Here is a 5,869-nt window from a genome sequence, read left to right as displayed (position 1 = left end):
CCGCCGATACATGAAACCATGATCCTGATCGCCGGCCTGGTCGCGGTGCTGTCGACGGCCAGCGTCACCGCCGGCATCTTGTCATGGCGAGCGCCGAAGCCGCTGTCGCCGACGCTCGTCAATCTCACCCAGCGCATCAACGCCTGGTGGGTGATGGTGGTGGCGATCACCGTCGCCTTCTTCTTCGGCCATGCCGGCATGACCATCCTGTTCGCGCTGATCTCGTTCGCGGCGCTGCGCGAATTCGTGACGCTGACGCACAGCCGGCGCAGCGACCACTGGGTGCTGCTCGGCATGTTCGCCATCATCATCCCATTCCAGTACTGGCTGGTGTGGACGGCGTGGTACGGGCTCTTCACCATCTTCATCCCGGTCTACTGCTTTCTGCTGATGCCGGCGATCACCGCGCTCAACGGCGACACCGAGCGCTTCCTCGAGCGCGTCTCGGCACAGCAATGGGCGATCATGATCTCGGTCTACTTCGTCAGCCACGTGCCGGCGCTGCTGACGCTCGACGTGCCGGGCTTCGAGGGCCGCAACCTCCTGCTCATCGCCTTCCTGATCATCACCGTGCAGGGCAGCGACGTGCTGCAATACATCTTCGGCAAGCTGTTCGGAAAACACCTGCTGTCGCCGACCGTGTCGCCGTCGAAAACCTGGGAAGGGCTGGTCGGCGGGCTCGCCGCCTCCAGCCTGCTTGGCGCGCTGTTGTCGTTCCTGACGCCGTTCTCGCCGCTGCAGGCGGCCGCCGTCGCCCTTGTCGCCTGTCTGATGGGTTTTCTCGGCGGCCTGGTCGCCTCGGCCATCAAGCGCGACCAGGGCGTGAAGGACTGGGGCCATCTGATCGAGGGCCATGGCGGCATGATGGACCGCGCCGACAGCCTGGTCTTCGCCGCCCCGGTGTTCTTCCACACGGTCAGGTATTTCTGGTCGGCGTGAGGGGAATGGGCTTGCGATCGCAAGTGGGCGCCTGACCCAGCCGAGCCCATTCAGGCAGCGGCCGCTGCAAAGAAAGCCCGCCGGTGTGCGGCCGGCGGGCAGATTTGGTGTCGATAGCGAGAAGACCTCGCTGGGTTGGAAACGCGCGGTCGATGATTTGGTTTCGTGCCGGCCGTACCGCGGCCCAATGACAAACGAGCAAAAAAGCTCGCCCGGCGTGACCGGGCGAGATGGCTCTTGGAGGTTGGGAACTGCCCGCCCAACTTGCCGCAGTTTCATGACGGTCCGATGAACCGGGCGCCGGCCGGCAGCGCTCGCCCCGATTGGTTAGGCCCAGCGGCCGCCCGCGAGTCGCATGGGGCCGCCGGACCGCGTTCTGACCGCCCCCTAGAGCCGGATGATTTCAGGTCGAATCGACCTGAAATCTGAATCCGGCTCTAAATCAAAGAGATAGAGCATGATGTCGTCCGAAACCCGCTTCACACTTTTCGGCATCATGCTCTAGTCGCGTGCCCTGCGGATGGAAGAGATGAGCTCGTCGACACGATCCACCGGGTGGGCACGCGGCTTGCCAAGCGATCGAGCATCCAGCCGGTTGTCATAAATGCGCGCCAGCAGATCGCAGGCCACTTTGGCGCGCTGCCAGGTGCGACCGACCAGTGAGCGGCCTCCCAAGGTACCAGGAGCGTTGTCGGACTCATCCCACACCATCCAGCTTCCCGAAGGTTCTGGACGACAGCGGAATCTCGCCTTTCCATGATCCTGCATGGCTTCGAAACGGGAAAGGCGCACTGTTGGTTCGACAACAATCGAGGGCATGGTTAACGCCGCCGAGCGTTGTGGCAGCCCTCCGCGATCATGCCATGGCCCACTTTCGAGCGGCGGGCCGGTTTCGCCGGCTGCAAATCCAATTTTGCCTGGCAGCGGTAATTATCACGTAAGACTAGTCTAATAACTTTTGGAAGCGAAATACTTAGGGTTGGGAACGCATATGGAACAGTCCACCCGCCTAGGGAACCTGCACTTCGCCCAGGCAATGTTGAGGGAAGTCCGCGAGCGAGCGCGGTCAGACGGTGAGGATCTTCTGACCTACCTAATCGACATGGCTTACCTGGAAGCCAGCGATCGAATTAGGGCAATCTGGGCCGCAAAAGACAACGACGCCGCGTCCGGCGAAGGCCGATAAGACGACCAGGGCGTGGACCCGCAACGCCCTGGGGCCCTCACAGCCGGCCCACCGGCTCGTTATTCGGTTTCGGCCACGAAGGATATGGCGATCAGGTCGTCGCCACCAATCTGGCCCTGGCCGTCTTCCATCACCGCGGCGACCTTCCGGAAGGTCTTCATCTCGTGTTCGGTAATGCGGGCTTCCCGCATCCTCGCCCTCAGGGCGGCTACGCGCAGTCCCAAGGCGTGGGATTGCCCGATCTCACGGTCCAACATGCATGGCTCCTCGATATTTGAGCGACTTGAAGGCCCGCCGCACCGAAATGCAGCGGGCCTGAGCTGAAGCGTTTGGCCTATTCGTAAACTTTGATGATCTTGCGCGTGCCCGGATCAACGAGGACCGTCCGGTTGTCGATCACGACGTAGCGGTATTGCACGTCGGGAACTTCATAAAGCTCGACTGTATCGGGAAGAGTCGTGCCGATGTTGAGCTCCACGCCAGGAAGCGCTACCGAGGCCAGGGGCTTCTTCTTCACATATTCCCGGATGACCGTTTCCTGTTCCGGCTGAATGATCAGGGTGTCGGCGGCGGCAGCCCCGATACCGGCCAGCAGCAAAAACCCCGCAGCGGCTGCGGCGAGATAGATTTTCATAGTTTCCTCCTGGTGGTGTGGTTGCGCCAGACGACATTGTCTTCACGCTGCAAGCAGACCCAACGCCAGGTTTTTGCAAACGTTCCGCGATGAGGACCTAGGTCTGAACCGTGTACGACCTTATCAGGCGCAATAGCCTCGTCAGGGGCGGCAACCGGAACCCTTGATTGCCCGCCTTCGTTGCTCGCTACAAGGTTCAGGAGAGGAATCCATGGATAAGAGCGTCGATCAGGCACGCTGGCTACTCACCCCGGTGTTCGCGGTCGCCATCATGTTCTTGGCGATTGGAATGGCACTCGGCTGAAAATCCTTGGCTCGCCAAGCATCTTTTCAATGGAACCTGCGCAGTCCGGTCCTTTCCGAAGCCCTCGCCGCGGAGGAATCGATGTGTCCCGCCAGCCAGCTTCAGCCTTCATACTTTAGCAGTTTCGAAACTAAGCCCGCCCTTACGCGTTGACGCTTGCCACAATGGAGAATTTCAAGAATGGATCCGGCGGTCGCGGCGGTGATGATTTTGCTTTCGTGCAGCCCAGGACAGACCTCCGTCTGCCGACCTATCGATTCGCCGCCCGACCTCTACATGTCGGTCCAGGAATGCCGGGCGTCATTGAAGGAGCGTCTTGCCAGATCGCCTAACGGCGAAATCATCGGCCGCTGCCGAGAGATCGACCTGAGTATTACAGGTTCACTGCCGGCCGGCCATGCGATCGTAACGGTGACGCGCGGTGTGGGGAACAAGACCGTCACCAGCTATATCGTGCCGCGCAAGACCGACTAGAGACTGGGCGCGGCGGGCGCCGTTGCCGGCGGCCAGGTCTGCCGCCGCCTCGACCAAATCTCGACCAACCGTGGCCGGACCTCAAGCCGCCAAGCGACAATGTGGGAACCGGAACCAACACTTCTCGGTCCTCGTTGATCCGATGATGCAAGAAGAAGGACACAGAGATGGCCACCAAAGAAAAGAAAGAAAAAAAGCAGGCGAGCCGCGTGGTGAAAGGGCAAGAGCTGGAGGTGGAGCACCTGACGGAAATTGCCGACGTCTCGCCGAAACAGGCGCGCGCCTTGTTGCGCAAGCATGGTGCCGACTGGACCAAGCTCAAGGACGAAGCCGAAGATTTGAAGGATGACTAAAACACCCGGCACGGCTTCTTCTCTCGGTCTCCGGCGCGGCGTGAGGGGATATTGCGCGATCCCTTCTTTCCTTGTGGGGACTGCTCAGGCGCCCGAGTGCCGCAGCCAATGGCGGTCGAAGACGTCCAGGATGGCACGGAACTCGGCCGGCGGGACCTGGTGGACGCCGCCATCGCTGCCGCCGACCAGGAAGCGCGTGAGCTGCCGGTCGACCTGCTCCGGCTGCTCGATGGCGATGCCGAGCGATGCCAGATCACCCGATATCGACTGGTCGGGCAACAGGTATCCGCCCCATGAGGCGGCGCCCGGCACTGGAGCGCGCAGACGCACGATGAGGATCCTTGTCAGCGATGGCTGCGCCTCCGGGCCGATGATGGCGGTGCCGCACATATAGCCGCCAAGCACGCTGCCCGGCTGCGACTGCGGGAACAGGCTGATGAAGAACTGGGCATCGCCGCCGACTTCCTTCAGATGCACGTAAAGGGCGCGCTTGGCCGGCGTGACCGGACCGCCAAGCACCAGCTGGCCGGTCGGCAAGGACTCGCGATAGGTGGCGGTCAGGCCATGCATGCCAGGCCCTGGCTCGATCGACAGGATGCCCTTGATGAACTGGCCGCGAAAATAGGGCGACCAGGCGCGCGAATAGCATGCGTAGGTTCCGGCGAGCGCGAAGGCGAGGCTGCGCTCTTCATGGCTGGACGCCGTCTCGAACTGGGCGCTGGCGCGGCGTTCGAGCTCGGCCCTGTCGACGCCGTGATGGTCGGAAATGGTGGCGATGAAATCCGGCAGATCGCAGTCGGCGATCCAGGCGCCCGGGTGCTCCAGGCGAAGCAGCTTCGCCCAATCGTCGTAGACGCTGTGCTCACGGGGCTGGGCGCGGCCCTGCAGCCATTTGTCGGCGCGGCCGAGATCGAACGCGGTCTTCGGATTGACAGCCCGGAAGGCCGCCGCCAGTTCCTTGCGGGTGACAGTTCCCAGCAGGGCTGAAGTCAGCCGCAATTTCTGCCCGATATGCTGTGCCATGCGGCCGCCCCTTACTGTCCGCTGTCAGCCATAACACGCCCTGGCGCATCCTTACATTGTACTTTTCCACAAGCTAATATTCCAGGAATTCCAAAGAATTCCACGGCATTCCGCGCGTGCTGCCTTCTCGGTTCGCGGGCCGGCGCTAAGCTCGCCGCGGGCAAGGGGCAGGCCGTCGGGACAACACACAGAAATGTGGGCTGGGCACGTCTTCCTTCGCAGAGCAGTGACACGCTTCAATCGAGCAACGGCGAAACCAGGCTCAGGAACCTGGAGCAACCGAACCGTAATGCCACTTCAACCTGAAGGAACGACCAGATGACCTCGAGCGCCTCTTCCAGACTGACCTTCATTGTATTTACCGCCGGATGCATCGCATTGGCGCTGCTCTTCCGCTACGCGCCGGCCGGTGATCTTCCCTCGAAATATGTCAAAGGCCCGGCTGCGCAGGCCGCGCAGTCGACGCGCATCGACATCGACAACGAGGCGCACGCGATCCGCTTCTACATCGACGGAAAGCAGGTCGCGCTGCTCGACGAGTCCGGTTTCAAGCAATGAATGCCGTGGAACCAAGGGAGGAAACCGTCATGAAAGTCGTTCTATCCGCGCTGTCCGCGCTGCTCGTCATGCTTGTGCTCGCGCAGAGCGCGGAGGCCAAGAAGAAGGCCCCGGCGCACCAAGACAACGCCGCCAAGGCCGAGGAAACCCGTCCGCCGCTCGACAACACGTCGACAGGTGGGATAACGCCCGCCGCGGAGGCAAAGGCGCCGGCCGGCGACGGGTCGCAGTACCCGCCGGCGCTGTATTTCAATTTCCAGTAGGCGACACCCTGCCCGGCCCTCAGCCGGCAACCGCTGCCGGCACTTTCCTGGCGGCAGGCCGGGCGCGGCGCGGGCGGCGCTTGGCGGCGAGCTTGAGGACCACCGGCGGTGCGCTCGACAGCGCGCCGGTGACGG

9 protein-coding genes are annotated in these 5,869 nt (G+C 62.5%); 5 read left to right on the top strand and 4 right to left on the bottom strand.

The annotated features are described in order from the left end of the window. Positions 1-6: 6 nt before the first annotated feature. Positions 7-939, top strand: coding sequence for a phosphatidate cytidylyltransferase (locus tag EN745_RS28085; protein WP_245487860.1), 933 nt, complete (start codon positions 7-9; stop codon positions 937-939). Between the two features lie 501 nt (positions 940-1,440). Here EN745_RS28085 and EN745_RS28075 read toward each other — a convergent pair. The 3 genes from EN745_RS28075 to EN745_RS28060 form a co-directional block, all read right to left on the bottom strand. After that, entirely contained in the window at positions 1,441-1,758 is a 318-nt protein-coding gene (locus tag EN745_RS28075) for a hypothetical protein (RefSeq protein WP_126055348.1), read from the bottom strand. A 426-nt stretch (positions 1,759-2,184) separates the two neighbouring features. Beyond that, positions 2,185-2,382 carry a hypothetical protein gene (locus tag EN745_RS28065; RefSeq protein ID WP_126055350.1) on the bottom strand — a complete coding sequence of 66 codons (198 nt, stop codon included), beginning with the start codon at positions 2,380-2,382 and terminating at the stop codon, positions 2,185-2,187. A 77-nt stretch (positions 2,383-2,459) separates the two neighbouring features. Beyond that, positions 2,460-2,759, bottom strand: a complete 300-nt coding sequence (locus EN745_RS28060) for a DUF1236 domain-containing protein (protein ID WP_126055351.1) — start codon at positions 2,757-2,759, stop codon at positions 2,460-2,462. A 484-nt stretch (positions 2,760-3,243) separates the two neighbouring features. Between EN745_RS28060 and EN745_RS28055 the strand changes: the two genes are divergently transcribed. Next, entirely contained in the window at positions 3,244-3,537 is a 294-nt protein-coding gene (locus EN745_RS28055) for a hypothetical protein (protein ID WP_127422755.1), read from the top strand. A 167-nt stretch (positions 3,538-3,704) separates the two neighbouring features. Next, positions 3,705-3,890: a hypothetical protein gene (locus EN745_RS28050; RefSeq protein ID WP_127400152.1), complete on the top strand. Its 186-nt coding sequence runs from the start codon at positions 3,705-3,707 to the stop codon at positions 3,888-3,890. 84 nt (positions 3,891-3,974) lie between these two features. Here the strand turns inward: EN745_RS28050 and EN745_RS28045 are convergent, their stop codons facing one another. Further along, positions 3,975-4,913 carry a hypothetical protein gene (locus tag EN745_RS28045; protein ID WP_127422754.1) on the bottom strand — a complete coding sequence of 313 codons (939 nt, stop codon included), beginning with the start codon at positions 4,911-4,913 and terminating at the stop codon, positions 3,975-3,977. Between the two features lie 378 nt (positions 4,914-5,291). Between EN745_RS28045 and EN745_RS28040 the strand changes: the two genes are divergently transcribed. After that, positions 5,292-5,471, top strand: a complete 180-nt coding sequence (locus EN745_RS28040; protein ID WP_245455507.1) for a hypothetical protein — start codon at positions 5,292-5,294, stop codon at positions 5,469-5,471. Between the two features lie 29 nt (positions 5,472-5,500). Further along, positions 5,501-5,734 (top strand): hypothetical protein, encoded by a 234-nt coding sequence (locus EN745_RS28035; RefSeq protein WP_127422753.1) that lies wholly within the window; start codon positions 5,501-5,503, stop codon positions 5,732-5,734. Positions 5,735-5,869 lie beyond the last annotated feature (135 nt).

The sequence above is a fragment of the Mesorhizobium sp. M4A.F.Ca.ET.022.05.2.1 genome (genome assembly GCF_003998845.1).
Taxonomy (GTDB): domain Bacteria; phylum Pseudomonadota; class Alphaproteobacteria; order Rhizobiales; family Rhizobiaceae; genus Mesorhizobium.
Note: the sequence above shows the minus strand (reverse complement) of the source record. Positions and strands in the feature narration are given on the sequence as shown.

Excerpts from the sequence above, each read along its gene's own strand:
- EN745_RS28050 (WP_127400152.1), top strand. The coding sequence starts at position 3,705 with ATGGCCACCAAAGAAAAGAAAGAAAAAAAGCAGGCGAGCCGCGTGGTG.
- EN745_RS28065 (WP_126055350.1), bottom strand. The coding sequence starts at position 2,382 with ATGTTGGACCGTGAGATCGGGCAATCCCACGCCTTGGGACTGCGCGTA.
- EN745_RS28035 (WP_127422753.1), top strand. The coding sequence starts at position 5,501 with ATGAAAGTCGTTCTATCCGCGCTGTCCGCGCTGCTCGTCATGCTTGTG.
- EN745_RS28060 (WP_126055351.1), bottom strand. The coding sequence starts at position 2,759 with ATGAAAATCTATCTCGCCGCAGCCGCTGCGGGGTTTTTGCTGCTGGCC.
- EN745_RS28055 (WP_127422755.1), top strand. The coding sequence starts at position 3,244 with ATGGATCCGGCGGTCGCGGCGGTGATGATTTTGCTTTCGTGCAGCCCA.
- EN745_RS28045 (WP_127422754.1), bottom strand. The coding sequence starts at position 4,913 with ATGGCACAGCATATCGGGCAGAAATTGCGGCTGACTTCAGCCCTGCTG.
- EN745_RS28075 (WP_126055348.1), bottom strand. The coding sequence starts at position 1,758 with ATGCCCTCGATTGTTGTCGAACCAACAGTGCGCCTTTCCCGTTTCGAA.